The sequence below is a fragment of the Azospirillum terrae genome (assembly GCF_053470425.1).
Window position 1 is genome coordinate 263,346 of the sequence record NZ_JBPXMR010000006.1, and the last position, 26,807, is coordinate 290,152.

General features: G+C 69.9%; 26 protein-coding genes. 16 read left to right on the forward strand and 10 right to left on the reverse strand.

The annotated features are described in order from the left end of the window. Positions 1-9: 9 nt before the first annotated feature. Positions 10-1,215, reverse strand: coding sequence for a pentapeptide repeat-containing protein (locus ACSVDD_RS17915; RefSeq protein ID WP_448190738.1), 1,206 nt, complete (start codon positions 1,213-1,215; stop codon positions 10-12). 275 nt (positions 1,216-1,490) lie between these two features. Here ACSVDD_RS17915 and msrB point away from each other — a divergent pair, with 275 nt between their 5' ends. From msrB to ACSVDD_RS17940, 5 genes are all read left to right on the forward strand, one after another. Continuing rightward, positions 1,491-1,997, forward strand: coding sequence for a peptide-methionine (R)-S-oxide reductase MsrB (gene msrB / locus ACSVDD_RS17920; protein ID WP_448190739.1), 507 nt, complete (start codon positions 1,491-1,493; stop codon positions 1,995-1,997). 199 nt (positions 1,998-2,196) lie between these two features. Then, positions 2,197-2,763, forward strand: a complete 567-nt coding sequence (locus ACSVDD_RS17925; protein ID WP_448190740.1) for a hypothetical protein — start codon at positions 2,197-2,199, stop codon at positions 2,761-2,763. Further along, positions 2,760-3,389, forward strand: a complete 630-nt coding sequence (locus tag ACSVDD_RS17930; protein WP_448190741.1) for a hypothetical protein — start codon at positions 2,760-2,762, stop codon at positions 3,387-3,389. The genes ACSVDD_RS17925 and ACSVDD_RS17930 overlap by 4 nt, the downstream gene beginning before the upstream one ends. 43 nt (positions 3,390-3,432) lie before the next feature. After that, positions 3,433-4,350 carry an alpha/beta hydrolase gene (locus tag ACSVDD_RS17935; RefSeq protein ID WP_448190742.1) on the forward strand — a complete coding sequence of 306 codons (918 nt, stop codon included), beginning with the start codon at positions 3,433-3,435 and terminating at the stop codon, positions 4,348-4,350. 66 nt (positions 4,351-4,416) lie between these two features. Continuing rightward, the gene (locus ACSVDD_RS17940) at positions 4,417-4,584 is read left to right on the forward strand and encodes a YdcH family protein (RefSeq protein WP_448190743.1); all 168 of its coding nucleotides are present in this window, start codon (positions 4,417-4,419) and stop codon (positions 4,582-4,584) included. Between the two features lie 81 nt (positions 4,585-4,665). Here the strand turns inward: ACSVDD_RS17940 and pgmG are convergent, their stop codons facing one another. The 5 genes from pgmG to ACSVDD_RS17965 form a co-directional block, all read right to left on the reverse strand. Next, complete coding sequence (gene pgmG / locus ACSVDD_RS17945; protein ID WP_448190744.1) at positions 4,666-6,063, reverse strand: phosphoglucomutase/phosphomannomutase PgmG; 1,398 nt, start codon at positions 6,061-6,063, stop codon at positions 4,666-4,668. After that, positions 6,060-7,403, reverse strand: a complete 1,344-nt coding sequence (locus ACSVDD_RS17950) for a UDP-glucose dehydrogenase family protein (protein WP_448190745.1) — start codon at positions 7,401-7,403, stop codon at positions 6,060-6,062. Before ACSVDD_RS17950 ends, pgmG begins: the two co-directional genes overlap by 4 nt. Positions 7,404-7,511: 108 nt before the next feature. Next, a complete protein-coding gene (gene galU, locus ACSVDD_RS17955; protein ID WP_448190746.1) occupies positions 7,512-8,381 on the reverse strand; it encodes a UTP--glucose-1-phosphate uridylyltransferase GalU in 870 nt (289 codons plus the stop codon). 125 nt (positions 8,382-8,506) lie between these two features. After that, positions 8,507-9,208: a DnaJ domain-containing protein gene (locus ACSVDD_RS17960; protein ID WP_448190747.1), complete on the reverse strand. Its 702-nt coding sequence runs from the start codon at positions 9,206-9,208 to the stop codon at positions 8,507-8,509. A 3-nt stretch (positions 9,209-9,211) separates the two neighbouring features. After that, positions 9,212-9,934: a VWA domain-containing protein gene (locus ACSVDD_RS17965; protein WP_448190748.1), complete on the reverse strand. Its 723-nt coding sequence runs from the start codon at positions 9,932-9,934 to the stop codon at positions 9,212-9,214. Positions 9,935-10,066: 132 nt separating this feature from the next. On the opposite strand from ACSVDD_RS17965, the gene ACSVDD_RS17970 reads away from it, so the two are divergent. Both ACSVDD_RS17970 and ACSVDD_RS17975 read left to right on the forward strand, forming a co-directional pair. Beyond that, complete coding sequence (locus tag ACSVDD_RS17970; RefSeq protein WP_448190749.1) at positions 10,067-10,777, forward strand: RluA family pseudouridine synthase; 711 nt, start codon at positions 10,067-10,069, stop codon at positions 10,775-10,777. Between the two features lie 54 nt (positions 10,778-10,831). Then, positions 10,832-11,401, forward strand: a complete 570-nt coding sequence (locus ACSVDD_RS17975) for an Ntn hydrolase family protein (protein WP_448190750.1) — start codon at positions 10,832-10,834, stop codon at positions 11,399-11,401. Positions 11,402-11,408: 7 nt separating this feature from the next. Here ACSVDD_RS17975 and ACSVDD_RS17980 read toward each other — a convergent pair whose 3' ends face one another. From ACSVDD_RS17980 to ACSVDD_RS17990, 3 genes are read right to left on the reverse strand one after another with little or no spacing between them, the layout of a single operon-like run. Then, positions 11,409-12,560 (reverse strand): BMP family ABC transporter substrate-binding protein, encoded by a 1,152-nt coding sequence (locus ACSVDD_RS17980; RefSeq protein WP_448190751.1) that lies wholly within the window; start codon positions 12,558-12,560, stop codon positions 11,409-11,411. Positions 12,561-12,619: 59 nt separating this feature from the next. Continuing rightward, positions 12,620-13,720 (reverse strand): hypothetical protein, encoded by a 1,101-nt coding sequence (locus ACSVDD_RS17985; RefSeq protein WP_448190752.1) that lies wholly within the window; start codon positions 13,718-13,720, stop codon positions 12,620-12,622. A gap of 13 nt (positions 13,721-13,733) precedes the next feature. Continuing rightward, entirely contained in the window at positions 13,734-15,104 is a 1,371-nt protein-coding gene (locus ACSVDD_RS17990) for an MBOAT family O-acyltransferase (protein ID WP_448190753.1), read from the reverse strand. Positions 15,105-15,255: 151 nt separating this feature from the next. Here ACSVDD_RS17990 and ACSVDD_RS17995 point away from each other — a divergent pair, with 151 nt between their 5' ends. The 6 genes from ACSVDD_RS17995 (at position 15,256) to ACSVDD_RS18020 (ending at position 24,026) form a co-directional block, all read left to right on the forward strand. Then, positions 15,256-16,473, forward strand: a complete 1,218-nt coding sequence (locus ACSVDD_RS17995) for an O-antigen ligase family protein (RefSeq protein WP_448190754.1) — start codon at positions 15,256-15,258, stop codon at positions 16,471-16,473. Further along, positions 16,470-17,384, forward strand: coding sequence for a glycosyltransferase family 9 protein (locus tag ACSVDD_RS18000; protein ID WP_448190755.1), 915 nt, complete (start codon positions 16,470-16,472; stop codon positions 17,382-17,384). The genes ACSVDD_RS17995 and ACSVDD_RS18000 overlap by 4 nt, the downstream gene beginning before the upstream one ends. A gap of 49 nt (positions 17,385-17,433) precedes the next feature. After that, on the forward strand, positions 17,434-18,078 hold the full coding sequence (locus ACSVDD_RS18005) for a c-type cytochrome (protein ID WP_448190756.1): 645 nt from the start codon (positions 17,434-17,436) through the stop codon (positions 18,076-18,078). 227 nt (positions 18,079-18,305) lie between these two features. Beyond that, on the forward strand, positions 18,306-18,677 hold the full coding sequence (locus tag ACSVDD_RS18010) for a DUF2934 domain-containing protein (protein WP_448190757.1): 372 nt from the start codon (positions 18,306-18,308) through the stop codon (positions 18,675-18,677). A 175-nt stretch (positions 18,678-18,852) separates the two neighbouring features. Continuing rightward, positions 18,853-20,721, forward strand: coding sequence for a dihydroxy-acid dehydratase (ilvD, locus tag ACSVDD_RS18015; RefSeq protein ID WP_448190758.1), 1,869 nt, complete (start codon positions 18,853-18,855; stop codon positions 20,719-20,721). 347 nt (positions 20,722-21,068) lie between these two features. Further along, positions 21,069-24,026, forward strand: coding sequence for an ATP-binding protein (locus tag ACSVDD_RS18020; protein ID WP_448190759.1), 2,958 nt, complete (start codon positions 21,069-21,071; stop codon positions 24,024-24,026). A gap of 28 nt (positions 24,027-24,054) precedes the next feature. Here the strand turns inward: ACSVDD_RS18020 and ACSVDD_RS18025 are convergent, their stop codons facing one another. Further along, positions 24,055-24,345, reverse strand: coding sequence for a ribbon-helix-helix domain-containing protein (locus ACSVDD_RS18025; protein WP_448190760.1), 291 nt, complete (start codon positions 24,343-24,345; stop codon positions 24,055-24,057). A 152-nt stretch (positions 24,346-24,497) separates the two neighbouring features. Here ACSVDD_RS18025 and ACSVDD_RS18030 point away from each other — a divergent pair, with 152 nt between their 5' ends. The 3 genes from ACSVDD_RS18030 to ACSVDD_RS18040 all read left to right on the forward strand — a co-directional run bounded on the left by ACSVDD_RS18030 (position 24,498) and on the right by ACSVDD_RS18040 (position 26,790). Next, complete coding sequence (locus tag ACSVDD_RS18030) at positions 24,498-24,689, forward strand: hypothetical protein (protein ID WP_448190761.1); 192 nt, start codon at positions 24,498-24,500, stop codon at positions 24,687-24,689. Positions 24,690-24,796: 107 nt separating this feature from the next. Beyond that, entirely contained in the window at positions 24,797-26,050 is a 1,254-nt protein-coding gene (locus ACSVDD_RS18035; RefSeq protein WP_448190762.1) for a YcaO-like family protein, read from the forward strand. Then, positions 26,047-26,790 (forward strand): TfuA-like protein, encoded by a 744-nt coding sequence (locus ACSVDD_RS18040; RefSeq protein WP_448190763.1) that lies wholly within the window; start codon positions 26,047-26,049, stop codon positions 26,788-26,790. Before ACSVDD_RS18035 ends, ACSVDD_RS18040 begins: the two co-directional genes overlap by 4 nt. Positions 26,791-26,807 lie beyond the last annotated feature (17 nt).

Genomic DNA, 26,807 nt, shown 5'->3' on the forward strand with positions numbered 1-26,807 from the left:
CGTCCAGCCTCACGCCCGCCCCGCCGCCGGTGCGCTCCCCAGCCCCAGCGCCAGCGACACGTCGGCGCCCTTCAAGGTTTGGGTGGTGGACTTGATGGCCGTGAGGTCGGTGCCGTGCAGGACGGCGCGGGCGAGGCTGACGTCGCGCAGGTCGGCGCCGTTCAGGCTGGCGCCCTCCAGGTTGGTCGGCCACATGCGGCTGCCGTCGCCGATGACGTCCACCGCGTTGAGCCGCGCCCGCCACAGCTTCGCCCCCGCCAGATTGGCGCCGCGCAGATTGCACCCCGACAGGTCGGCGCTGGTGAAGTCGGCGTCGCGCAGGTCGCTGTAGGACAGATCCGCCATCACCAGCCTGGCGCCCGAGAAGTCCGCCCCGCGCAGCCCGCAAAAGCGCAGCGCCGCCCCCGACAGCATCTGGTTGGCCAAGCTGTAGCCGCGCAGGTCGGCCCGTTGCAGTTCCAGCCGCACCCCCGCCTTACCCCCGAAATCCACCCAGCGCTGATGCTCCGACAGGGCGTCGGCCATGCGCTCGGCCAGACTGAGCAGCCCGCTGCCGTCCACGTCGATGCCGCGGCGCTCCAGCACCAGGCGCAGTTCCTCGTCGAGGCGCGCACCGCACAGCAACGCGCCGGTCAGGGTGGCCTTGCGCAGCACCGCCCCGGTCAGGTTGGTGGAGATCAGCAGCGCCCCCGACAAATCGGCGCCGGTCAGGTTGGCGTCGCCCAGGTCGCTGCCGGACAGGTCGCACTGCGCCATGCGGCATTCCACCAGGACGGCGCGGGTCAGACGCGAGCCGATGAAGGTGGTGCTGCCGTCCAGGTTCCCGGCCGGGCGGCGCGTCTCGCACGGCGAGAGGGCGCCCTTGCGCAGGTCGGCGCCGCTGAGGTCCGCCTCGGACAGGTGCGCGCCATCGGCGCGGGTGCCGCGCAGGTCGGCGCCCATCAGCTTGGCGCCCGTCATGTTGGCGTGCGAGAGGTCGGCGCAGAACAGGTCGGCCTGCCGCAGGTCGGCGCCGACCAGACGCGAGCTGTGCAGGCTGGCGCCGGCCAGCTTGGCGCCGGTCAGGTTGATGCGGTTGAGGCCCAGCTTGGACAGGTTGTGAAAGCTCAAATCCGCCCGCCGGCCCTTGCCCGGCGGGTCGCGCTTCAACCATTGTTGGTGCTGAAGCAGCGCGTCGCGGACCGCCCGCAAATACTTTTCATCGTGCCCCGACATGGATTTTCTCGCGCCGGCCTCCCCACAAGGCCCGCACCTTTCTCTCGCAACCGGGAGGCACGTGGCTTCCCACGCAGATTACGAAAACGAAACACCAAGGGAAAGATCCTATCCACACGGGAGAGTGCGTCGGATGGTAGCGGCCCGCCGCGCGCAACCTTCCGTCCCGCGCGCCCTCACTTCGCCGTGAGCGGCGCGCGAGGCCCTGGCCGGAGCGGGGCGGCGCACCGATACTCTTGTGCATGACGAGCGATCATTTCGGGAGGACCCACGCCATGACACGACGCACCCTGTTGCGCGCCGGACTCGGCCTGCTCGGCGGCGGGCTGCTGGCCCGGCACCTTACCGGCGGCCCGGCGGAGGCCGCGGCAGAGCGTTTCCTGGTGAACAAGACCGACGCCGAGTGGAAGCAGGTGCTGACGCCCGAGCAGTACTATGTGCTGCGCGACCACGGCACCGAGCGCGCCGGCTCCAGCCCGCTCGACCACGAGAAGCGCACCGGCGCGTTCCTGTGCGCCGCGTGCGACCAGCCGCTGTATAGCTCGGCCGCCAAGTTCGACAGCGGCACCGGCTGGCCAAGCTTCTACGAGCCGCTGCCAGGCGGCGTCGCCACCTCCACCGATTACAAGCTGATCTACCCGCGCACGGAGGTGCACTGCGCACGCTGCGGCGGCCACCTCGGCCATGTCTTCAACGACGGCCCGCCGCCGACCGGCAAGCGCTATTGCATGAACGGAGTCGCCATGCGATTCGAGCCCCGCGATCCGGCGACGACCGGTTGACGCCGATTGGATGACGCCGCCGCGCCGCAAGTTAACAAAAGGCAAGCGGCGCGGCGGCTCTTTTGGGAATACTGGGCTATTATTTCCGGCCGCCCGGCAAAGTCATGACACCGCAGAACTTCCTGCGACGCAGTGCCGCAGCGGCAGCGCCGCCTTTGCGTGTACCATTTCGGTTTGCGCAACGTGCAGGGCGCACGGGATGAACTTCAATTTCAACGGTGAGCTGCTGGGATTGCTGCTGCTGGTGGCGAGCGCCGCGGCACTTGGGCTGTCCATCGTCTTCGACGTGGCGCGGGTCAGCGCCGAGCGGACGCGCGCCACCGTGCTGCAACGCCAGACCGACAAGAGGAAGGCCGCGCTGCGGGAGTGGACGTCGAAGACCAACGCCCGCGGCAGCGAGTTGATGGCCATCCAGGCCCGCCTGACCGACTTCGTCAACCGCCGCCAGAAGGTGCAGGCCGAACTGAAGGCGCTTGAGTACACCAAGATCGAGATGGTGCACGAGTTGGGCGAATGCGACGGCTCGGCGCTGGGCTTCTGGTCGCTGCTGGCGGTCAACCCGGACTCCACCGGCGTCGATCGGCGCGACATCATCTTCTCGCGGCAGATCTGGGATTACCGGAATGCCGCGCACATCTGGGCTGGGTCGGCCGACCACGCCGCCAGCCTGCTGCGCACCGCCTTCACCCCGCGCAGCGGAATCGCGGGCACCAACCTGATACCGCTGTCGTCCGCCCCGGACGGCCCCGACGGAGCCGCCGCATGACGGCGATGCTGCTCTACGGCGCGCTGGGCCTGATGATCCTGACCGTGCTGTCGAACCGCTTCTGGCGACGGCAGCTGTCCACGGCTCGCGTCTCGCTGAGCAAGCTGAAGGAGGCCGCCGAGGAGGTCGCCAAGAAACTGTCCGACGCGTCCAGGGAATACACCTCGGTCAACCAGCACGTCGCCGACACCGAGCGGCGCGCCGCCAAGGCCGAGCAGGATCTTGCGGCGGCGGTCGCCGAATTGGAGACCAAGAAGACCGCGCCCGTGCAGCGCTACTTCATCTTCGACCGGCTGGAGCCGCGGCAGGGCCGCTTTTACGAAGCGGCGGTGCGCTTCGACCCGAACGCCGCGTCGGAGGACCGGATGGCGCACCGCGCCTGGAGCGGCGTGCGCCGCTACCTGCTGGTCGCCGAAACCGAGCGCGAGGCGCGCGAGCGCATCGGCGCGCGCTTCACCCGCAAGCTGGGCTTCGAGGTGGTGGAAGTGACGTCGTGCCGGCTGGCCGGCCTGTCGATCAACCGCATCGCCGAGCTGAGCACCTTCCGCCGCCCCGGCACCGCCGAGGAGGAGGACACCTCCACCCGCCGCCCGGCCCGCCGCGCCGCAGCACCCGCAAGGGCGTAAGAGGACGCTTTCCACCCCGCGGGCGCGCCCTACCTCATTCGCCATGCGCCGCTTCGCTCCGCTTGCCGCCGTCCTGGCAGCGCTTCCCGCCTGCTCGCCCATGGGCCTCGTCGACGCGCTGACGTCACGCGACGGCTACAGCGTCGAGACGGACATCCCTTACGGCGCGCTGCCGCGCCAGCGACTCGACCTGTACCGGCCGACGCAGCCAAGGCCCGGCGCGCCGACGGTGGTGTTCTTCTATGGCGGCGCCTGGGAATTCGGCGAGAAGGGCGACTACCGCTTCGTGGCGCAGGCGCTGACGGCGCGCGGCTATGCGGTGGTGGTGCCGGACTACCGGCTCTACCCGCAGGTGCGCTACCCCGCCTTCCTGGAAGACGGCGCCGCGGCGGTCGTCTGGCTGCGGCAAAACGGCGCACGGTACGGCTTAACCGAAGGGCCGCTGGCGTTGATGGGGCACTCGGCCGGAGCCTACATCGCGGTCATGCTGACGGTGGATGGGCGCTGGCTGAAGGCGGCGAGCACCAGTCCGTGCGCCGCCGTCGCCGCCACCGTCGGGCTGTCGGGGCCATACGATTTCCTGCCGCTGACCGAGCCCAATTTGATGGAAATCTTCGGGCCAGAGGACACGCGTCCGCTCACCCAACCCATCACCCACGCGGACGGCCGGGCACCGCCGCTGCTGTTGCTGACTGGCGACGCCGACACGCGTGTTCGGCCACGCAACAGCGCCAACCTCGCCGGGCGCGTGCGCCAGCGCGGCGGTCGGGCGGAAACCGTGGTGTACGAGGGGCTTGGCCACGTCCAGACGGTGGCCGCGCTGGCGCGTCCACTGCGCTGGCTGGCGCCGGTGCTCGACGATGTGGACCGGTTCCTGGCGGCTGCACCGACAGAAAGTTGCGTTAAGGGGGCCGATTTCGATGCTGTGACATCGAACCGTCACGCGAATGTAATCCCATAGACCGAGCCCGCGAGTCGGGCTACGCTCCTACGCCTAGCCGCATCCGGCTAACGAAGGAGAGCCATCATGAGCCTTGAGTCTCGCCTCGCCTCTCTCCGCAATCGCCACTCCGCCCTCGACGACAAGATCCGCCTCGAGCAGGCCCGTGCGATGCCCGACACCCAGTCGCTGGCGCGCATGAAGCTCGACAAGCTTTATACGAAGGAAGAGATCGAACGCCTGGCGAGGGCCTGAAGGCCCTCCTTCCGAACTCCCCGGAACGACAAAGGGGCTGCCGGTGGGCAGCCCCTTTCTTTATGCGGGACGCTTTGCCCGTCAGTGCCCGCCGCCGTCCCAGGACGGCTCGGTCAGGCCCGACTGCTTGAGCTGCACGACCAGCGCCGCCTTCAGCCGTTCCAGCGCTTCAGTGTTGAAGGCCTCGGCGCGGGCGACCAGCACGTCCTGGGTGTTGGAGGCGCGCAGCAGCCACCAGCCATCGGGCGTGTTGACGCGCACGCCGTCGATGTCGTTGACCGTGGCGCCTTCGGCCTTCAGGCGGGCCTTGACCTCCTCGACCACGGCGAACTTGCGCTCCTCGTCGATCTGGAAGCGGGTCTCCGGCGTGTTGACCACGTCGGGCAGGCGGTCGCGCAGGTCGGCCAGCGACACGCCGAGCTTGCTCACCAGCCCGATCAGCCGCACGCCACAATACAGCGCGTCGTCGAAGCCGTACCATTTGTCGGCGAAGAAGATGTGCCCGGACATCTCGCCGGCCAGCGGCGAGCCGGTCTCGGCCATCTTGGCCTTCAGCAGCGAATGGCCGGTCTTCCACATCAGCGGCTTGCCGCCGTGCTTGGAAATCTCGTCGAACAGCGTCTGGCTGGCCTTCACGTCGGCGATGATGGTGGCGCCGGGGTGGCTCTTCAGCACGTCGGTGGCGTAGATCGCCACCAGCTGGTCGCCCCACACCACGCGGCCCTTGTGGTCGATGGCGCCGATGCGGTCGCCGTCGCCGTCGAAGCCGATGCCCAGATCGCAGCCGTGCTCCGCCACCGCCTTCTTCAGATCGACGAGGTTCTTCTCGACGGTCGGGTCCGGATGGTGGTTCGGGAAGTTGCCGTCGATCTCGTCAAACAGCAGGATGTGCTTGCCCGGCAGCCTGGCGGTCAGGCGGCGCAGGATCTCGCCGCTGGCGCCGTTGCCGGCGTCCCAGGCGATCTTGAGGTCGCGCGTGCCGTCATAGTCCTGGAGCATGCGCGCCACATAGGCGTCCTGCACGTCGATCTTTTCCGACGAGCCCTCGCCCACGGCGTAGTCGCCCTTGCCGGCGATGACGCCCAGGTTCGTGATCATCTCGCCGTACACCGGGCCCTTGCCCAGCATCATCTTGATGCCGTTGTACTCCGGCGGGTTGTGCGATCCGGTGATCATGATGCCGGCGTCGGCGTGCCGGTCGCGGGTGGCGAAGTACAGCATCGGCGTCGGCCCCAGGCCGATGCGGAACACCGTGAGGCCGGTGGAGACCAGCCCCTCGACCAGGGCGGCCTCCAGGGCCGGCGAGCTGAGGCGGCCGTCGTAGCCGACGCAGGCGGTCTTGCCGCCGCCCCGCACGACGACGGTGCCGAAGGCGCGGCCCACGGCGCGGGCGTCGGCCTCGGTCAGCGTCGTGCCGACGATGCCGCGGATGTCGTACTCGCGCAGGACCGTGGGGTGGAAAGTGTGGGCCTGGGTCACGGGGTAACGTCCTCCTGAGACACGGCGGCCATCCTGGCGGGCCGTCCGATCGAGGTGTAGATGAACCCGGCCGCCGCCATGTCGCCCGGATTGTAGACGTTGCGCAGGTCGATCATGACCGGCCGCTTCAGCAGCGTCTTGACGCGCTTCAGGTCCAGCGCGCGGAACTCGTTCCATTCCGTCAGGATGGCGACGCAGTCGGCGCCGTCCAGCGCTTTGTACGAGTCGTCGCACCACGTCACGTCGGACAGCAGCTTCTTCGCCTCGTGCATGCCGGCCGGGTCGAAGGCGCGCACGGTGGCGCCGGCTTGCTGGAGTGCGGGGATGATGTCCAGCGACGGCGCGTCGCGCATGTCGTCGGTGTTCGGCTTGAACGACACGCCCAGCACCGCCACGATCTTGCCCTTCAGCGAGCCGCCGCAGGCATCGACGATGCGCTGGGCCATGGCCTTCTTGCGCTTGTCGTTGACGTCCACCACCGTCTCGACGATGCGGATCGGGCTCTCGTGGTCCTGGCCGGTGCGCACCAGCGCCAGCGTGTCCTTGGGGAAGCACGAGCCGCCGTAACCCGGCCCGGCGTGCAGGAACTTGCGCCCGATGCGGCCGTCCAGCCCCATGCCCTTGGCGACGTCGTGCACGTTGGCGCCGACCCTCTCGCACAGGTCGGCGATCTCGTTGATGAAGGTGATCTTCACCGCCAGGAAGGCGTTCGCCGCGTACTTGATGAGCTCGGCCGTCTCCAGCTCGGTCATCACGATGGGCGTCTCGATGAGGAACAGCGGCCGGTAGAGCTGGCGCATCACGGCGCGCGCGCGCTCGGTCTCGGTGCCGATGACGACGCGGTCCGGGCGCATGAAGTCGCCGATGGCCGAGCCCTCGCGCAGGAACTCCGGGTTCGACGCCACGTCGAACTCGGCGTCGGGACGGGTCTCGCGGATGATGCGCTCGACCTCGCGGCCGGTGCCGACCGGCACGGTCGACTTGGTCACCACCACCGTGTAGTGGTCGAGGTTGCGGGCGATCTCCTCGGCAGCACCGTAGACGTAGGACAGGTCGGCATGGCCGTCGCCGCGGCGCGACGGCGTGCCCACGGCGATGAACACCGCGTCCACGCCCTTCATGGCCTCGGCCAGATCGGTGGTGAAGGACAGGCGTCCGGCAGCGACGTTGCGCGACACCAGCTCGTCCAGGCCCGGCTCGTAGATGGGGATCTCGCCGCGCTTCAGGCGCTCGATCTTGCCCTCATCCTTGTCGACGCAGCAGACGTGCACGCCGAATTCCGAAAAACAGGCCCCGGACACCAGCCCCACGTACCCGGTGCCGATCATGGCGATGCGCATAGACGATCCTCGCTTCCTTTAACCCGGTCCCTGGACATAAGCTGACAAGCCATGCCCGCCGCTCCCAGTCAAGGGAGCGACGGGCTGGCCGTGCCTACACGGAGGGGATCAGCCGAACTTGCCCAGCAGCTCGCGCACCTTGTCGGACAGGTCCGGGCGGCTGAGCGCGTAGGCGAGAGTGGCTTCGATGAAGCCGATCTTGTCGCCGCAGTCGTAGCGCGTGCCCTCGAACCGCAGTCCGTGGAACGGCTGCTTGCCGATCAGCTTGGCCATGGCGTCGGTCAGCTGGATCTCGCCGCCGGCCCCGCGCTGCTGGTTCTCCAGATGGTCGAAGATCTCCGGCATCAGGATGTAGCGGCCGATGATCGACAGCGTGGACGGCGCGTCCTCCGGCTTCGGCTTCTCGACGAGGCCGCGGACGGTGGCGAGTCGACCGTCGTCCTTCTCCACGTCCAGGATGCCGTAGCGGCGCGTGTGCTCGCGCGGGACATCGACGACGGCGACGACGTTGCCGCCGGTCTCCTCGTACGCCTCGACCATCTGCTTGAGGCAGGCGCGGTCGGCCAGCACGTAATCGTCGGGCAGGATGATGGCGAACGGCTCGTTGCCGATGACGGCGCGGGCGCACCACACCGCGTGGCCGAGGCCCAGAGGCACCTGCTGGCGGGTGTAGAAGCAGCGGCCCGGCGCCAGCTCGCTGCCGCGCACCTCTTCCAGGGCGGCGGCGTTGCCGCGCTCCTCAAGGGTGCGGTTCAGCTCGGTGTCGGCGTCGAAGTGGTCCTCGATGGCGCGCTTGGAGCGGCCGGTGACGAACACGAAATCCTCGATGCCGGCGGCGCGCGCCTCCTCGACGGCGTGCTGGAGCAGCGGCCGGTCGACCAGCGGCATCATCTCCTTCGGAATCGCCTTGGTGGCGGGAAGGAAGCGGGTGCCCAGTCCCGCGACGGGGAACACGACCTTGCGCACGGGTTTTCGCATTTGGGTCTCTTATCTTGTCAAAGGACCATTCGAGGCAGCCGGCGTTAGGGAATCGCCGGACCGTACCGCTTTCTGCCACACGGTCGGGGGTGGCGCAACACACCCTTCGGAGGCTTGGCAAAAGGTCAGTGGCGCAACAGCAAGTCCTTCGCATGATTTATCTTCGCCGCGAGATAGGTGGACCCACCATGATCGGGGTGCACCGCCATCATCAGACGGCGGTGAGCCTCCTTCACCTGTTCGGCCGATGCCCCCGGCGACAGGCCGAGGATTTCATAAGCCTCGTCCCGCGTCATGGCGCCGCCACCGCCTTTTCCGGGGGGCTGTTCGGCCCCGGCGAAGCGCTCGCGCCAGTCCGGGTGCGTGCGGTCGAGCCACGCTTCCAGCACCGCGGCGGACTGCGGATCGTGGTGCTGGCACTCGTCCAGCAGGGCCGCCGCCTCGGCCGGCGCCAGCTGGCCGAGCGTGCGTCCTTTGAACGCACCGTGCAGAACCTCGCCGCCCATGGCGCCGGTGTCGTGGTCGAGCGTCATGCGCAGGTACAGCGTTTCCACACTCGATGCCTGCCCGCCGGAAGGCCGGGCGCGGGCCGACTCCGCCCGGCGGCTGCGGGCGCGGGCCAGCAGCGGCACCACCAGCGCGCTCAGCGCCAGCAGCGGACCCAATTCGCCGCGCACCGCCATGAACAGGAAGACCGCCGCCCCCAAGCCGAAGCCGCCGTAGCGCACGCCCTGCGCCAGCGCCCGCGGGTTGACGGCAAGGAAGGCGCGGGCCAGCAAATAGAGGCCGAGCGCCGCGACCGCGATGGTGAGGAGCAGCGGCAGCATGGATCAGGGGCCGGATTGTGACCGGGAGACCTGACTGGTCAGCAGCCCGACCACCCCGCCGCGGCGGCGGCTGAAATCCTCCAGCGCCGCCCGCCCGCCGGCGGCGAACACCGCCACCGCCGCCAGCAGGTCGCGGAGTTGCTGCGCCGAGGACGCGTCGAACGGGCAGCAGGCGCCGCCGTTGAGCTTGGCGATGGTTTCGAACGCCTTGCGCGCCGCGGGGTCGGCGCCCTCGTGGAACAGGAAGGCCGGCACGCCGAGCAGCCCCAGTTCACCCGCCTTGTGCGCCAGGGCGTCGATGTCCTCCTCCATGCAATCGCCGACGAAGACCAGCGCGTTCACCCGTTCCGCCTTGGTCTGCTTGATGGCGTGCGAAAGGACCCGGCCGATCTGCGTCTGCCCGGCCAGACAATGCACGGCGGTCATCCGCCGCAGCAGATCCTGCGCGTTGGTGACCCATGGGCTGGCCTGACACTCACGGAAGCCGCGGTAGAAGACGAGTTGCACGTCGAGCCCGCCCAGCGCCGCGGTGGTCTCGAACATCTCCCCCTGGATGCGGCAGGCGCGGTCCCAGGTGGGTTCACGGCTGGCGGTGGCGTCCATGGCGAACATCAGCCGCCCGCGCCGCCCGCCGCCCGTTCGCGGGATCGCCGCCACCTTGCGCAGGAACGCATCCACATCGGCCTGCGAGGAGCGCTGCGCCGGCAGTTTGTCGCCATCCGCCATGGAATTGCCTCTCTGGAGAAACTCCTGCTGGAAAAATGGGGGGCCGAGCCACCGGGAACCAGACTGCCCGGACGATACAGCCCAATGCCTGCGCCGTTGCGCCGCAGGCCGGCGCCGTGCTTGGTTGGCGCCATGCCGTACACTCCCGATCAGATCCGCTCCCTCGTCCTGCACCGCGATGCGGACGTGCTGGTGCTCGACAAGCCCGCCGGCTTGGCGGTGCACGCCGCACACAAGATCGAGCACCATCTGGGCCAGTACATGCAGGACCTCGCCTTCGACGCGCCGGAGGCGCCGCGGCTCGCCCACCGGCTCGACCGCGACACCGCCGGCTGTCTGGTGATGGGGCGCACGCCGGAAGCCGCCACCCGGCTCGGCAAGCTGTTCGCCGGGGGCTGGGTGGATAAGATTTACTGGGCGGTCAGCGACGGCGTGCCGGAGCGGACCGAAGGGACCATCGACCTGCCGCTCCTGAAGATCCAGGTGCCGGGGTCGTGGAACATCCTCGTCCACCCGGACGGACGGACAGCGCAGACCGACTATCGCGTGCTGGGGAGCGACGGCACCGGGCGGGCGTGGCTGGAGCTGAAGCCGCGCACCGGCCGCACCCATCAGCTGCGCGTCCACTGCGCTGCCATCGGCTGCCCGTTGGTCGGCGAGCCCTACTACGGCCCGGAGCGGCTGCCACCCGGCAACCTGCATCTGCTGGCACGCTCCATCGCCTTCCGGCTCGACAAGGACTCCCCCACCCTCTCCGTCACCGCCCCGCCGCCGGCGCACATGCAGGACGCCCTCGCCGCCTGCGGGTGGACCCCGGAGCGGATTATGGAAACCATTCGTTAACCATAATCAGCCACCTTTCCGCTCGGTTCTTCTTCATGGCGGACGGGACGAGCAATGACCTGCATCGTGGGCTTGGTGGACGGCGATCGCGTGTGGATGGGCGGCGACAGCGCCGGGGTTTCGGGGCTCGACATCACGGTGCGGGCCGACACCAAAGTGTTTCGCAACGGCGAATACATGATCGGCTTCACGAACTCCTTCCGCATGGGCCAGTTGCTGGCCTACCGGCTGGACCCGCCGGCACGCCCGCACGGCGCCGACCTGTTCCGCTACATGGTGACCGACTTCGTGGATTCGGTGCGCACCTGCCTGAAGGACGGCGGCTGGGCGCAGCGCTCCAACGACGTGGAGACCGGCGGCAGCTTCCTGGTGGCGCACGAGGGCCGACTGTTCTCGATACAGTCCGACTATCAGGTTGGCGAGGCGGTCCGCGGCTACCATGCCATCGGCTGCGGCGCCGACTACGCGCTGGGTTCGCTGGCCTCCACCGAGCACCTGCCGCCCGAGGAACGGGTGCGCAAGGCGCTGGAATGCGCCGAGCTGTTCAACGGCGGCGTGCGCGCCCCCTTCACCGTCCAGTGCCTGCCCACCCGCGCGCATCTGACGCTGAGCGAAGCGGCGTAGGCGGCGATCAGCGCACCACCTCGATACCCTCCAGCAGCCACACGAGGCGGTTGAGCGCCGGGTCGTCGCTGCGCAGCGACTTGCCCTTGGCGAGCGCGGTGCGTCCGGTGTTGTCGGTGATCGGGCCGCGGAACACCGCCGCGTTGCCGTTGGCGAGCTGCATGCGCGCGGCGTCGGCGTGCGCTCGCGCCTCCACCCCGACGCCGCGGCCGTAGGCGGTGCTGCGCACGTAGCCGCCGCCGAAGCCGCCGCACTGCTTGCGCTCCCACGGGCGGCCGGACTGGATGCGCAGGACCGTGTCGGCGCAGATGCGGGTCCAGTCCGGCTGGGTGCCGGTCAGGAATCCCTCCGGCGCCAGCGCCGAGAGGTCCACGTGCAGGCCGCAGCAGCGCACGCCGGCGGCTTCCGCCACCTCGCACAGCGGGCGCACCGAATCCAGCTGGCCGGACAGCACGTCGGCGCCATCGGCGACCAGCGCCTTGGCGGCGGCGGTCACCGCGTCGGGCGTGGCGTCGGCGCCGACGAAGGCCAGCCGCACGCCCACCGCCGGGTCGGCGCGCCGCACGCCCAGCGCGAACGCGTTCACACAGCGCAGCACCCGCGGCGACGATTGGGCCGCCACCAGCCCCACCCGCTTGGAGCGCGAAGCGTAACCGGCGACGATGCCGGCAATGTGCTGCCCCTCGTCCAGGTAGGCGTCGTAGACGCCGACATTGCCCGGCAGCCGCAAATCGGCATGCGCGCTGCCGCACAGCAGGAACATCGTGTCGCGGTGCGCGTCCGCCTGCGCCAGCAGCGCCGGCACCGCATCGCCCGGCGCGGTCACGAAGACGACGCGGCAGCCGCGCGCGCCGGCCAGTTGCTCGGTGGCGGCGGGCAGGCCGGCGGCGTCGGTCTCGATTTCCTCGACACGGATGCCCGGCAGCGTGGCGATGGCGCGGGCGGCCTCGGCGTGGGCCTGGATGATGCCGTAGTCGGCGCGCCGGCCGCCGTAGAGGAAACCGACGCCAAGTGGTGTGTTGGGCGCCGCGCCTTGCGCGCGCAACGGAGACGCCGACAGCAGCGCGGCAGCGCCTATCCCCCCAACCAACCCCTGGGCCAAGCCGGTCAGAACGCGTCGGCGAGTCACCGCCGCGTCAGGTCTGGTCGCTTGCTTCATTGGCCGCCTCCCGTTGGGATAGGACTATACCTTCGGGGGAGGCCGGAACCGCAAGCATTTTAGGAAATTGGCGCGCGTCTCGGCGAACCGGCCGGCGGAACGGCCAGCAGCCGCCATGCACCGTCGGGTGCGTCGCCCTGCCCACGCAGCACCGACGCCAGCGAGTCCTCGATCCAGTCGGCAATGCCCACGCGGTAGTGCAGATTGTCCCAATAGTTGGCGTCATCGGCGGTGACGCGCGAGGGGATGCGGAAATCGACCACATAGGCGCCGGCCTCGGCGCCCAGGCTGGCGACGCGGTCCTTGCACGCCCGCTCGTAGGCGTCGGCGTGCGAGCCGGGCGCCGGCTGCGCGATCACGTGCACGGGCATGAAGGCCAGCACCGGCCGCGTCTCCGCGGGCAGGCGCTTCAGCAGCTCGGCCAGCCAGACCAGCGCCGGGAAGCGCCAGCCCTGCCGTTCCGCCTCGCTGGGCGCATAGGGCGGCACCACCGGCTGGACGGCGCGCTTCGGCCCGCCGTAGATCTTGTCCTCGACCTTGGCGCGGTCCCACTGGTCGTCGGGCGGCACGAACCGCTCGTAGCCGTCGCTGCCCAGTCGCGGCCGGCGCAGGCCGAGATGGTACTCGGCCAGCCTCCAGGCGATCTCCAGCGTCTTGCCGTTGAGCAGATAGGCAAGGTCGTTCCACGGGTCGTCGTCGTACATCCACGGCGGGAACGGCCGGAAGGTGGTGCGCTCGACGTCGGCGTTGGCGGCGCACCAGACGCCGTCCAGCGTGAAGACCACCGTGCGCGGCGCCGGCACGGTGCGCAGGAACAGGTCGGCCAGCTTGTACTGCTCCCACGCCATGGCGCTGTTCATGGCGAGGTTGGCGAAGCGCCCGCCCAGCAGCCGGTCGAGGTGGGCCGGTTGCAGCAGCCGCCCCGTAGACGTGCCGAACACCGCGCTGTCGAACCGGCCGGAGCGCACGACGCCCGGATAGAGGAAGCGCTGGTTGTCGTCCATCAGCGGCCGCTCGATGGGCAGCGAGAACGGCACGTCGCGGTAGGGGTCCATCAGCAGCACGAACAGCATCAGCGCGCCGACGAGGCCCAGGGCCGTCGTCGCCAGCGTCTTGACGTAGCCGCTCCAGGTCGGGGGCCGGGAGGAGGAATTGCTCACCGTCCGTCCCCCGTCAGAACTGGAAGTAGATGAAGCTGATCGGCTGGCCCTTGCCGACCTCGAGGACGCAGACCACCGCCAGCACCGCGAACGCCGCGGCCACCGGCCGGCGGGCCGGCAGGCGGCGGTCGATGAACTCCAGGCTGGTCGGGCCGAGCAGCGCCACCGCCACCGCGGCGGCCATGGTCAGCGGGCGGGCCAGTTCACCGCCCATCCCGCCGGCCCCGGCCATGCCGGCCAGCACGTTCCAGGCCGTGGCGAAGTCCGGCGCGCGGAACAGCACCCAGCCAACCACCACGAACAGCATGGTGAGCAGCCACGCGACGGGCAGCGGCAGCGGCCGCTTCAGCCCCTGCCAGACATGGCAGACCACCAGCCCGGCGCCGTGCATCAGTCCCCAGGCGACGAAGGTCCACGCCGCCCCGTGCCACAGCCCGCACAGCCCCATGGTGACCAGCGTGGTCAGCGCGTAGCCGACGAAGCCCTGCCGGTTGCCGCCCAGGGGGATGTAGACGTAGTCGCGGATGTAGCGCGACAGCGTCATGTGCCAGCGCCGCCAGAAGTCGCGCAGCGAGGCCGCGCGGTAGGGCGCGTCGAAATTGGCCGGCAGGCGGATGCCGAACAGCAGCGCGATGCCCAGCGCCATCTCCGTGTAGGCGGAGAAGTCGAAGAACAGCTGAAGCGAGAAGGCCAGCGCCGCCGACCACGCATCGCCCAGCGCCGGCACGCCGCCGACCGCTGCGGCGAACAGCGGATCGGCGGAGCGCGCCAGCGGATCGGCCAGCAGCACCTTCTTGGCGAAGCCGAGGATGAACAGCGTCAGCCCCTTGCCGAAGCGCTCCGCCCAGCCCGGCCGCAACGGGTCATCGGCGAGTTGCGGGATCAGTTCGTTGTGGCGGACGATGGGGCCGGCGACGAGGTGCGGGAAGAAGAAGACGAACAGGCAGAAGCCGCGCAGCGGATAGGCCGGCACGCGCCCGCGGCGCAGATCGACCAGATAGGAGATCAGCTCGAAGGTGAAGAAGCTGATGCCGATGGGCAGCAACACGTCCCTGTGCGGCAGATCGGCGCCCAGCAGGCCGGTCACCGTGTCCAGGAAGAAGTTGGCGTACTTGAAATAGCCGAGGATGGCGAGGTTCGCCGCCACGCCGGCCGGCACCACCCAGCCGAAGCGCCATTTCCGATAGGCATGCGCCAGCCCCCAGGTGGCCAGCGTCTGGCCGAGCAGCAACGGCACGAAGCGCGGGTCCCACCAGCCGTAGAAGACGACCGAGGCCACCACCATGACCCATTCGCGCGCCGCCTCGTGCCTGGCGGCCAGATAGAACAGCGCCAGCACCACCGGCAGGAAGCCGAGCACGAAAGCCTGCGTGTGGAAGAGCATGCGGAACCGATGTTTCCTGTGACCGGCGGACTTGTACACCGGAACGGTGGATGGGGGAAAACTTCTTCCCTCCCCCGGCTCCGCCGGGGGCGAGGGAGGGCCTTGTGTTTCCCCCTCCCCTCCTGTTAAGCCGCATGCCATGCATGCCCCCATGGCGCGACGCGCCGCGTTTCCCGACACGCTCCTGGCTTTCCCGTTCGCCGCCGCCATCGCCCTGCTCGGGCCGCTGGCCGGGGTGGTGCCGCGCGGCATGCCGGTGTGGGCGATCACCATGCTCGTGCTGTCGGCGGCGCTGCTGGCGCGCACGGGCGGGCTCGCCCGGTTGTTGCGGCCGGACCGCTGGGCCGCCGCCTCGGTGCTGGCGTTCCTGGCGCTGGCCGGGGCCAGCGTCGCCTGGAGCCCGTCGCCGCGCGCCGGCCTGACGTTCGTGGAGATCGGCTACATCGCCCTGGCCGCCGCCCTGGCCGGCGCCTGCATCGCCGATCTGCCGGAAGAGGCTGCCGGGCGGCTCGGCCGGCTGTTCGTCGGCGGGCTAATGGTCGGCATCCTGATCTTCTCGGTGGAAAACGCGCTGGACTACCCGCTGCACCGCTGGGTCAACCACACGCCCGCCGACGTTCCGGTGTCCATCGGCAACGTGCCGAAGCGCGCGGCGGCGCTGCTGGCGCTGCTGGTGTGGCCGGCGGCGCTGGTGGTGCGGCGACTGGGCTATCGCCTGCTGGCACCCGCCTTGCCGCTCGGCTTCGCGGCGCTCAGCCTGTTGCAGTCGAGCCGGTCGGCCATTGCCGGTGTGGCGATCGGGCTGGTGGCCTTCGCGCTCGCGTCCTGGTGGGCGACGGCGACGCGGCGGGCGCTGGCGGGCGCGCTGGCGGCGGCCTTCGCCGGAGCCATCCCGTTGGCCTATCTGCTTGAGCGCGTGCTCGATCTCGACCACGCGCCGTGGCTGTTCACCTCGGCCCGCCACCGGGTCGAGATCTGGTGGCGCGCGGCGAACCGCGCGCTGGAGACGCCGCTGCTCGGTCAGGGCATCGACGCGGCGCGGGCGCTGAAGCCGATGGGCGAAACCTCGCAGTTCGAGACGCTGGCCGAGAGCCTGCTGCCGCTGCACCCGCACAACGCCTTCATCCAGGTGTGGCTGGAGCTGGGCGGGCTGGGCGCGGCGCTGGCGCTGGCGGTGACGCTGATGGTGCTGGGCGGCACGCGGCGGCTGGAGCGGGCGGACCAGCCCTACGCGCTGGCCTCCTTCATGGCGGCGCTGGGGATGGTGTCCACGGCGTACGGCATCTGGCAGGCATGGTGGATGGCCGGCATGCTGGCGGCCGGGCTGATGGTGCTGCTGGCATCGCGCGTTCCGCGGAGAGAGCGGTGAGCGGTCGGAACATCCTGGTCGTCAAGCTCGGCGCCTTCGGTGACTTCTTCCTGGCGCAGACCGCGTTCGAGGCGATCCGCCGCCGCCATGCCGGCGACCGGCTGACCCTGCTGACCATCCCGCAACTGGCCCCGCTCGCCCGCATGAGCGGCCTTTTCGACGAGGTGTGGGAGGACCCGCGCTCCCTCTCCTCCTATCTGACGGTGCCGCACCGGATGCGCGGCGCGCGCTTCGACCGGGTTTACGACCTGCAAGGCACGGGGCGCACCGACCGCTATTACTGGCTGCTGTTCCCCGGCCCGTGGCCGGAGTGGTCGGGCACCGCGCGCTTCGCCTCGCACAACGATTCCTATCCCAAGCGCCGCAAGGTCCCGGTGCTGGAGCGCTACGCCCGCCAATTGCGGCCCTTCGGCATCGAATTGGCGCCGCACCCCGACCTGTCCTGGCTGGACGCCGACGTGAGCCGATTCCGCCTGGACGGCGACTACGCGCTGCTGATCCCCGGTTCCTCGGCCGGGCGGCCGGACAAGCGCTGGCCGCTCTATCCCACGCTGGCGCAGGCGCTGGCGGGGCGCGGCGTGCGCCCGGTGGTGCTGGGCACCGCCATCGAGAAGGATCTGGCCGCCGCCATCACCGCCGCCTGCCCGAGCGCCCTCGATCTCACGGATGGCACGGGCATTCCCGAAATCGGCGCGCTGGCGCGGCGCGCCTGGGTGTCGGTGGGCAACGACACCGGGCCGACGCACCTCGTCGCCGCGGTGGGCGGGCCGACGGTGGCGCTGTTCTCCGACGCGTCGAACCCGATCCACGCCGGCGGCCGGCGCGTGCTGGTGCACCACCGCCCCTCCTTCGACACCATGAATGTGGACGGCGTGATGGAGGCCATCGAGCGGGCGCGCGCTTTGGCATGATCCTTGCTGCTGTGAAGGCAAGACTGCTGCTTTCACCGAGGATTTCGCCATGCTCCGCAACACGCTCCTGGCCCTGGTGTCGATCACTGGAATGCTGATGGCGAACGGCGCATCGGCGGCTGATCCCGCGGCGCAAGGCGCCAGCATCGCCAAGGACGGGCTGAAGCCCGCCGTCGCCGCCTGCGACACCTGCCACACCGCGGGCACTGGCCCGTTCCCGCTGCTGGCCGGCCAGCGCAAGGACTACATCACCCGCCAACTCAAGGACTTCCGCGAAGGCAAGCGCCAGAGCGCGATGATGGCGCCGATCGCCAAGGCGCTGAACGAGAGCCAGGCCGAGGCGGTCGCGGCGTTCTATTCGTCGCAGCCCTCGCGCAAGGCGCCGGGGCCGGGCGCCTCCATGGACCTGCTGGAGCGCGGTGCGGAACTGGCGGTGCTGGGCGAGACCGTGACCTCGTGCGACACCTGCCACGGTAAGGGCGGCAACGGCGGCAACGACATCGTGGCGCTGGCCGGCCAGAACCCCTCCTACATCGCCGCGCAGGTCCAGGCGTTTCGCGACGGCAAGCGCTCCAATGACTCGCTCAGCATGATGCAGACCGTGGCGTCCAAGCTGAAGGACGCCGACATCAAGGCCGTCGCCGCCTTCTACCGCGAGGTCATGGATCTGGTCGTGGAACTGCCGCAGGATTGATCCCCGGCTTCCCGAGCCCGAGAAGGCATTCCTGCTTTTTATAAGAATCCTCGGTCGACATCGCTGCGCGCCGGCTGGCCGGTCCGGCCAAGGGCCGTCTTTATCCCGGATTTGTGGCGTCTATGACTTGGCGCGGCGCAACACGGTCACTACTTCGGCGTTGAAGGCGGGAACCCGTTGGCCTCCCGCCGTGGGGGAGCCGAGGGTTCGGCAACTGGGAGGAGACGATGCAGGACGACCGCGAAGACCGCATCCGCCGCCGCGCGCACGAGATCTGGGAGCGCGAGGGGCAACCGTCAGGCAAGCACGACGAACATTGGGCACAGGCGACGGCGGAGATCGCCGCCGAGGACGACAAGGGCTCGAAGGCCAAGGCCGGCACCGCCAAACGTCCCGCAAAAGCCGAGACGGCCAAGACCGGAACTGCAAAGGCCGCCAAGGCCACGAAGGCTGGCGGCTCGGCGTCGCAAGGCTCGGCGCGGGCCAAGACTGCGGTCGGCGGCGCCGGCAGCACCCGCGCGGCGGCCGAGAACCTCTCGGCGGTGGCCAGCGGCAAAACCCGCAAATCCGGCCCCTCCAAGAAAGACGCCACCGGCTGAGTCCCTCTCCGCTCCACCGCACCCTCCCCGTTCCGCCGGCACCGGCCGGGGACGGGGCGAGGCAGGGTTGCACGGGCGGCGAATCTCGGCGCTTGGAATCATTGCCCTCGGATTGCTAGTCTTGCGGCCCATTTTGTTGCCCGCAAGCCCTGACCGTCTTTCCGAGGTGAACCCGATGCCGCACTACCGCTCCCGCACTTCCACGCACGGCCGCAACATGGCGGGCGCCCGCGGCCTCTGGCGCGCGACCGGCATGAAGGACGGCGATTTCGGCAAGCCGATCATCGCCATCGCCAACTCGTTCACGCAGTTCGTCCCCGGCCACGTCCACCTGAAGGACATGGGCCAGCTGGTGGCGCGCGAGATCGAGAAGGCCGGCGGCGTCGCCAAGGAATTCAACACCATCGCCATCGACGACGGCATCGCCATGGGCCACGACGGCATGCTGTACAGCCTGCCGTCGCGCGAGCTGATCGCCGATGCGGTGGAGTACATGGTGAACGGCCACTGCGCCGACGCGCTGGTGTGCATCTCCAACTGCGACAAGATCACGCCGGGCATGCTGATGGCCGCCATGCGCCTCAACATCCCGGCGGTGTTCGTATCCGGCGGGCCGATGGAGGCCGGCAAGGTGAAGTGGCGCGGCAAGACCAAGGCCGTCGACCTCATCGACGCCATGGTCGCCGCCGCCGACCCGACCGTGTCGGACGAGGAAGCGGCGGAGATGGAGCGCAATTCCTGCCCGACCTGCGGGTCGTGCTCGGGCATGTTCACCGCCAACTCGATGAACTGCCTGACCGAGGCGCTGGGCCTGTCGCTGCCGGGCAACGGCACCATCCTCGCCACCCACGCCGACCGCAAGGAACTGTTCCTCGCCGCCGGCCGCGTCGCGGTGGAGCTGTGCAAGCGCTGGTACCAGGAGGAGGACGCCACCGCGCTGCCGCGCGGCATCGCCACCTTCGAGGCGTTCGAGAACGCCATGACGCTGGACATCGCCATGGGCGGCTCGACCAACACGGTGTTGCACCTGCTGGCCGCCGCGCAGGAAGGCGGCGTGCCCTTCACGATGACCGACATCGACCGGCTTTCGCGCCGCGTGCCCAACGTCTGCAAGGTGGCGCCCGCCGTGTCAGACGTGCACATCGAGGACGTGCACCGCGCCGGCGGCATCATGGGCATCCTCGGCGAGCTGGACCGCGCCGGCCTGCTGAACCGCGGCGCCGCCACCGTGCACGCCAAGACGCTGGGCGACGCGCTGGACCGCTGGGACGTCAAGCGCACCGCCGACGAGGCCACGCACACGATGTTCAAGGCCGCCCCCGGCGGCATCCCGACCATCGTGCCCTTCAGCCAGTCCAAGCGCTGGCCGGAGCTGGACCTGGACCGCGAGACGGGCGTTATCCGCGACGTCGAGCACGCGCACTCCAAGGACGGCGGCCTCGCCGTGCTGTTCGGCAACATCGCCGAGCGCGGCTGCATCGTGAAGACCGCCGGTGTGGATGCCTCCAACCTCGTCTTCGCCGGCCCGGCCCGGGTGTTCGAGAGCCAGGACGCGGCGGTCGAGGCGATCCTCGGCGATCATATCGTCGCGGGCGACGTGGTGGTGATCCGCTACGAAGGGCCGCGCGGCGGTCCGGGCATGCAGGAGATGCTGTACCCGACCAGCTATCTGAAGTCGAAGGGGCTGGGCAAGGCGTGCGCCCTGGTCACCGATGGGCGCTTCTCGGGCGGCACGTCGGGGCTGTCCATCGGCCACGCCTCGCCGGAAGCGGCGCAGGGCGGCGCCATCGGCCTCGTCGAGGAGGGCGACCGCATCGAGATCGACATCCCCAACCGCACCATCGCCCTGGCGGTGTCGGACGAGGAACTGAAGCGCCGCCGCGACGCCATGAACGCCAAGGGAGCGCAGGCCTGGAAGCCGGCGGCGCCGCGCAGCCGCGTGGTCACCCCGGCGTTGCGCGCCTATGCCGCGCTCACCACCAGCGCCGACCGCGGCGCGGTGCGCGACGTCTCTCAGGTCGAGACGGTCGCCGTGCCGCGCTGAAGCGCTCGTTAAACCGAAATACAAAGCCGGGACGGTCCGCCGTCCCGGCTTTTTTCATGCCCGAACCCCCGTTTCCGGCTCCCCGAGTCTCTGCGGCACTGCACACGGCCACGCCATGCAACACAGCACGGTTACCGGCCGCATACAAACGTGTGCACGAATTGCGGAGCGATGTTAAAGATTCACGACGAATGCACATCGGTCTCTACAAACCTGCGCCTGCATGCAGTAATATGTTTTCGGCAATGGCGAACCGTTGATGAGAGCGGTTCCGGCCGGGAGACGGGATGATGCCCAGCAGGGCCGAACAGCAGGCGAACCGGAAGACAGCGGCGGAGCGAAAGCTCGTGTCCGTGATGTTTGCCGACATCGTCGGCTCCTCGGCCATGGTGTCCGGCCGCGACCCGGAGGACGCCGACCGCGCGTTGCGCGCGGTGCTGCAGGTGCTGACCCGCGCGGTGGAGCGCTATCACGGCACCATCGGACAGGTGCTGGGCGACGGCGTGCTCGCCGTCTTCGGCGCGCCCAACGCGCTGGAGGACCACGCACTGCGCGCCTGTCTGGCCGCCCAGGACATCCGCAACGCCGCCAATGCCGCCGGTTCCGGCTTCGCCGTGCGCATCGGCGTCGCGTCGGGCGAGGTGCTGGCGCAGGTCATCGAGAACGGCGTCTGGGCCGACTACCGCACGGTGGGCGAATGCGTCCACCTCGCGGCCAAACTGCAACAGGCCGCCGAGCCGAACACCGTCCTGCTCAACCACGAGACGGTGGAACTGGTGCCGGTCGGCCTGACGGTGCAACCCGCGGGCCAGCTGCGGCTGGCACCGACCGCCGATCCCTATCCGGCGTTCGCCCTGGCCGGCGTGCGCGCCCGGCGGCGCACCGCCGCCGATCTGGTGTCCGCCAACACCGGCCCGTTCGTCGGCCGCCAGCGCGAGCTGGAAGCCCTGCTGGCCGCCTTCGAATCTGCCAGCGACGGGATCGGCACCGTGCTGCTGCTGTCGGGCGAGGCCGGCATCGGCAAGTCGCGGCTGGTCGGCGAGGCGATGCGGGCGTTGCGCAAGACCGAACACGCGCAGCTGCTGTGGCCGCAGGCGCCGATCCGCCGCCTCGGCGAGCCGGACGATCTGGAGCGCGTGGCCGCCAGCCTCGTTCCACTGGCCGGCGACCGCGACGGCTTGGGCCGGGTGGCCGAGAGCGTCGGTGGAACGCTGGCGCTGGCCGCGGTGCGCGACCTTCTGGGCCTGCCGGTCGCGGACCGCATCTGGGACGGGTTGCAGGCGGCCGAACGCCTGACCGCCGCCATCGAGGGACTGGTCGCGACCGCCGTCGCACTGTCGTGGGAAACGCCGATCCTGGCGCTCGTCGAGGACGTCCACTGGGCCAGCCCGGTGATGCGGCGCCTGCTGGAAGGCTTCGCCCGTGCGCTCGTCGGCCAGAGTCGCATCCTGTTCATCGCCACCGCACGCCCCGAGTGCGGCACGGCATGGGCGCACGATGTGGATGCCCTGCGCCTGCCGCTGGAGGCACTGTCCGCGGAGCCGACGAACGAGTTCCTCGACCGTTGGCTGGGCCGCGATCCGTTGCTGAGCGACATCAAGGCGGTGGTGGCGGCCAAGAGCCAGGGCGTCCCGCTCTACCTGGAAGAGTCGCTGCGCGCGCTGGAGACGGCCGGCGCCATCACCGGCGTTCCGGGGCGCTACCGGCTCGGCGGCAACGCCGGCAAGGTCGAGCTGCCGGCCTCCATCCACGGGCTGCTCGCCGCGCGCATCGACTCGCTGGACGCCGACGTGCGCCACACCCTGCTGACGGCTGCGGTCATCGGAGCGACCTTCGACGTGGGCCTGCTGCACCGGCTGCAGCCGCTGCCGGACGCCGCACTGTCGCAGCGCCTCGCCGACCTGGAAGCGGCGGCGTTCATTCGGCGGTCGCGCCTGATGCCGAACCTGGAATACAGCTTCCGGCATGGCCTGATCCAGGAGGTGGCGTACGGCACCATCACGCGCAACGACCGCCGCACGCTGCACGCCAACATCCTGGAAGCGCTGTGCGAGCGTCACGACCACGATTTGCCCGGCCGCATGGAACTGCTGGCCCACCATGCCTTCCTGGCGGAAGTCTGGCCGGCCGCCTACGCGTACGGCCGCGCCGCCGGGCGCCGGGCCGAGCTGCGCTCCAAGCTGGAGGAGGCGAGCCGACTCTACGACAACGCGCTGGCCGCCATCCAGCGGATGCCGGAGACCCGCCGCAACGTCTTGCGCCACATAGACCTGTCCACCCTGCTGCCGCGCACCCTGCTGCCGCGCGGAGTGACCGGAGTCGATGACCATCTGACGCGTGCCCGCGACCTGGCGCAGGTGACCGGCGACCGCATCCGTTTCGCCCGCGCCTCCTCGTTGCACGCCGCCTTTGAATGGGTGCACGGCGACATCGACCAAGCGATCCGGCTGACCCGCGAAGGCCTCGCGGCGATCGGACAGGCCGACAATCTCGACACGCGTGCCCAGCTGCTCTGCCGTCAGGGCGGCGCACTGGCGGAGAAGGGCCTGTTCCGTGAGGCCTGCATCGTCTTTGACGAGGCGCACACCCTGATGCAAGAGGGGCCACGCTTCGCGCAGTACGGGCTTGCAGCCATAGGCATCGTCGCCGCCAGCAGCGGTTTGACACGCGGCTATGCCGAATTGGGGCAGGTCGAGGAAGCGTTGCGATTCGGCCGGCGGGCCATCGATTCCGCCGAAGAAGGCGGGCATGGCTTCTCGAAAGCCTATGCCCACACATACTTCGGCTGGGCCCTGCTGCTGATCGGCGACGCCGAACGCAGCGTTCCGGTGCTGGAGACGGCGCTGACGATGTGCGAGCTGACGCGCTCGCGGCTGCACCGGCCGCTGATCATAGCGGCGCTGGGGTATGGGCACGTGTTGTTGGGGGAGGAGGCCCGTGGCCTGGAACTGCTGGACCGCAGCCTGAACAGCCTCCAGCAGCAAGGCGTGTCGTTCCGCGAGGAGTTGACGCGCATCTGGCGAATTGAGGCACTGCTTCGCCTCGGACGGACGGATGACGCGCTGGAAGAGGCGCAACGGGCCTATCGGCTTGCGCAGCGGACGGGCAGGCTCGGGTATGAGGCGCGTGCGTCCTACGCCTTGGCCGAGGCGGCATGGACCGCCGGCCGGTATGACGCCGCAGCGGCGCAGGCGCTGAAGAACGCCGACGCGCTCGCACGGCGCCTCTCGATGGCGCCGCTGGGCGACCTCTGCGCCAACGGTTTCAGCAAGCGCGCCCGTCTCCGGAGCGTCGTCCACTCCTGAACCGGGTCGCGGAACGCGCCTGCGGCGGTCAGGCGCCTTCCGCCTCGCGGTAATAATGGAGGACGAAGGTGCGGATGGCGGTGGACAATTCCACCTCCGACGGCTTCACTGCGTCCAGTGCCCCGCACAATTCCGACACGGGTTTCCCCTCGCGGCGCGCCGCTTCGTCGAGCCCTTCCCACACCGTGGTTTCCAGCGAAAGCCGGCTCTGCCCATCGGCCAGAGCGAGCGTGCGTTCCGACATGATCGGCGCCGACATCAGCGAAGCCAGATCGGCAAGCCGCGAAGCCGAGCGGTGGACCTTGTTTTCAACCTGCATGACGGGGACCTCCTTGGCGGCGCGGGGTTGCCGCCCGTGCGTCATTGCTAGCCGCTGGCGGCCGTTCAGGCAGTGAAGGATTTCACAGCCCGAACCACCCCTCCGGTCCACAGTCCCCTCACCTTGTCACCCACAAACCGAGGAAAACCAATATGACCGCGATCTCCCAGACCTCCATGATCCGCGGCGCCGATGGCCGCCTGTACGCCGTGGGCGCCGCCGGCGTCACCGCCGTCGCCGAGTCCAGCGCTTCCGTTCGCTCGTCGCTCCGCGCCGGTGACTGCTCGCCGTTCGACCCCGCCGATCACGAGGCGGCTCGCGACGTCATCTCCCCGGGCTTCTGATCGCCGGGAGACCTCCCGCGTTCTTCAGGTCCGTGGCGGCCGGCCTTCACCCGGCCAGCCCGCCACGGCCCCGCCCGTACACCGAACCGCACTCCGGGTAGACCACGATGCCCCTCGACGCGATCGCCCAACCGCTTGTCGCCGACACGTCCAAGGCCCACACGGCCGGAACGCACCGCATCGTGCCGCCGGAGCAGACGCTGGCCCGCGTCACCCCGTTTCTGCCCGTCATGGGCATCACCCGCGTCGCCAACGTCACCGGGCTCGACACCGTCGGCATCCCGGTCGTCATGGTGACCCGGCCCAATTCGCGCTCGGTCGCGGTCTCACAGGGCAAGGGCGTCACGCTGGCCGCCGCCAAGGCGTCGGGCGTGATGGAATCCATCGAGTCCTACCACGCCGAACGCATCACCCTGCCGCTCAAGTACGCCAGCTATGAAGAGCTGCGCTGGTCGCACCGGGTGTGCGACGTGTGGCGCCTGCCGCGCCTGTCCACCGGCCGCTTCACCCCCGACACGCCGCTGATGTGGATAGAGGGCAAGGACCTGCTGAGCGGCGAGCCGACCTGGGTGCCGTTCGAGATGGTGCACCTGAACTACACCCTGCCGCTGCCGCCGGGCCACGGCTGCTTCGTCGCCAGCTCCAACGGTCTGGCGTCCGGCAACCACCGGCTGGAGGCGACGAGCCACGCCGTCGGCGAACTGATCGAGCGCGACGCCTCGACGCTGTGGCGCCTGCTGGACGCGAACGCGCAGGAAGCCACGCGCGTCGACCTGTCCACGGTGGCCGATCCGCATTGCCGGGCGCTGCTCGACCGGCTGGACGCCGCGGGCGTGGACGTCGGCGTGTGGGAAATCTCCAGCGACGTCGGCGTGCCCGCCTTCATGGCGCGCATCGTGGCGCGCGCGGAGTCGCCGCAGCACACCATCCGCCCAGCCGTTGGCCGGGGCTGCCACACCGCCCGCGAAGTGGCGCTGAGCCGCGCGCTGACCGAAGCCGCGCAGAGCCGGCTGACCTTCATCGCCGGGGCGCGCGACGACATGTCCCGCGCCGAGTACCTCAAGCACCTGGACAACACGCTGCACGCTCGCTGGAAGGCGTGCATCGGTGCCGGCTCCGGCGGGCGCGACTTCGCCACCTGCCCGACCTTCTCCGGCCGCACCATCGGCGACGACCTGGATTACCAGCTCGGCCGCTTGCGCGCGGTCGGCATCGACGAGGTGGTGGCGGTGGACCTGACCAAGCCCGAGTTCGGTATCCCCGTGGTCCGGGTGGTCATCCCCGGCCTGGAAGGCATCGACGAATCACCCGATTACCTGCTGGGCCAACGGGCGCAGCGCGTTCTGGAGAACCGGTCATGAGCGGCAACGTCTACGTCTTCCTCGGCCCGACCATGCCGCGCGACGATGCGGCCCGTGAACTGGACGCCGTCTTCCTGCCCCCCGTCGCCCAGGGCGACGTGATCCGCATCGCCGAACGCAAGCCGGCCGCCATCGCCATCGTCGACGGCTATTTCGAATGCGTGCCGGCGGTCTGGCACAAGGAGATCCTGTTCGCCATCCGCCAGGGCATCGCGGTGTTCGGCGCCTCCAGCATGGGCGCGCTGCGCGCCGCCGAGCTGCACCCGTTCGGCATGGTCGGCGTGGGCTCCATCTTCGAGGCGTACCGCGACGGCCGGCTGGAGGACGACGACGAGGTCGCCGTGGTGCACGGTCCGGCCGAACTGGGCTTTCCCATGCTGTCCGAGGCGATGGTCAACATCCGCCGCACGCTGGCCGACGCCGAGGCCGAGGGCGTGCTGACACCCGCCGACACCCAGACCCTGGAGGGCATCGCCAAGGAGCTGCCGTACCGCGAGCGCAACTACGGCCGGGTGCTGCGTCTGGCTCTGGAGATGAGCGCCGACCCGCAGGAGCTGGCGCGGTTCCGCAGCTGGCTGCCGACCGGCCGCGTCGACCAGAAGCGCGAGGACGCCAAGCTGATGCTGCGCACCGTGCGCCGCTGGCTGGGCCAGGACGCCGCCGCGCCGGAGCCGCGCTTCCACTTCGAGCACACCGCGCTGTTCGATCGCGCCTTCCGCGAAGCGGCGCTGGCAACCTGAGCCCCCGCCCACTCCAA